Below are 1,978 nucleotides of genomic sequence, written 5' to 3' on the forward strand. Positions count from 1 at the left end.
CGGGTCTTTGACAGACTATATATAGCCAACATCTTCTAAAGCTTTTTATCAAAGGCTTTTTTTATGATTATTTTGTCAAATATTTCGTTTTATTATATGGTAATTATTGGTAATTTGTGATATAATTTATGTAGGTGATGTCTATGAAAGTTACTACTACTCGATCGAAGTCTTCTGAAACTTTTTATATCTGCCATTCTTTTGTTGATAAGAACGGCAAAAATACTTCCAGAGTTCATAAACGGCTGGGCACTTTGGCTGAACTTTCCCTTTTACTCTCTACTGACCGTGATGGTGTCATGGCCTGGGCTAAAGAACAGGCCCGTATTGCTACTGATAATTACAATAACGAAAATAAAGCCGTTTCTGTTCTCTTATCCCCTACACACTATATCCCTAAAAATGAGCAGCGCTCTTTAAACTGTGGTTACCTTTTCCTTCAATCTATCCTTTCCTCCCTCCGCTTTGATAATATCTGCCGTAATATCAAGAGACGCCATCAGTATGAATACAATCTGTATGATATTTTATCTGACTTGCTTTTTGCTCGTATCCTTCATCCTTCTAGTAAGAAGAGCTCTTACGCTTTTGCTCAGACGCTCCTGGAACAGCCCAAATACATTCTCCAAAACGTCTATCGTGCGCTTTCTGTTATTGCTGATGAATCAGATTATATCCAGGCTGAGATCTATCGTAATTCACACTTCCTTCATAAACGGAATACCAAGGTCCTTTATTATGATTGTACAAACTATTATTTTGAAATCGAACAGGAGAGTGGGAGTAAAACTTATGGCAAAAGTAAGGAGAATCGTCCTAATCCAATCATAGGAATGGGACTTTTCATGGATGCGGATGGCTTCCCACTTGCTTTCGACCTACATCCTGGTAAACAGAATGAACAGAAAACATTGAAACCTCTCGAACAAAAGGTCATACGTGATTTTGACTGTGCTGAATTCATTTATTGTTCTGATAGCGGACTCGGATCACAGAATAACAAATTGTTTAATGATATGGGAGGCAGATCGTATGTCGTCACACAGTCATTGAAGAAGTTGAAGAAAGAGGATCGTATCACAGCACTCGATCCGAAACAATACAGAAAGCAGGGGAGCGAAAAATTCATCGACCTCAGAGAACTGGATGAAAATGATCCTGAAGTATACAAATCTATTTACTATAAAGAAATCCCAATCGAGTCAAAGAAGTTATCAGAAACGATGATCGTAACGTATTCGCCTAAATATAAGGCTTATCAAGCAAAGATAAGACAGGGGCAGATTGAACGCGCTATGAAGATGATCAATGATGATGGAAAAAAGCTTAAGAAGAATAGGCGTAATCCTAACGATCCAGCCAGATTTATAAAAAAGACTGCGATTACTGCGAATGGTGAGGTGGCAGAAGAAGAATATTGTCAGCTCGACCAGGCAGCTATAGATAAAGAAGCGATGTATGACGGGTTCTATGCAGTTACGACAGACATAGATGGAGATGTATCTGAGATCATCGCTATCAATGAGAGAAGATGGCAGATCGAAGAATGTTTCAGAATAATGAAAACGGACTTTGAAGCACGACCTGTATACTTGCAGAGAGAAGACAGGATTAAGGCCCATTTCCTAATCTGCTTTCTGGCATTGCTGATATATAGGATTCTGGAATTGAAACTGGACAAGAGATATACAACAGAGAACATCATAGATACACTGAGAAAAATGGATGTATGTGCACTTGACGCATATGGCTACATTCCAGTTTATAAAAGAACAGATTTGACGGATGATCTTCATGTACTATTTGGATTCCGTACAGATACTCAGATTATCAAGAAAGCTAAGATGAGAAGTATCATTCATCAGTCTAAGGTTGCAAATCAATTACTATATTCACCTGCAAAACCAAAAACTCAAGATTAACCCTTAACTAAAGGGTTTTCTTGAGTTATTTTTTTCTTAAACTGTCAAAGACGGGA

At 38.0% G+C, this 1,978-nt stretch carries 1 protein-coding gene; it reads left to right on the forward strand.

Annotated features, from left to right (window positions below):
• Positions 1-143 precede the first annotated feature (143 nt).
• On the forward strand, positions 144-1,922 hold the full coding sequence (locus NE665_RS23575; protein ID WP_117442615.1) for an IS1634 family transposase: 1,779 nt from the start codon (positions 144-146) through the stop codon (positions 1,920-1,922).
• Positions 1,923-1,978: the final 56 nt, after the last annotated feature.

The organism is Clostridium sp. DFI.1.208, assembly GCF_024463855.1.
GTDB lineage: Bacteria > Bacillota_I > Bacilli_A > Erysipelotrichales > Erysipelotrichaceae > Clostridium_AQ.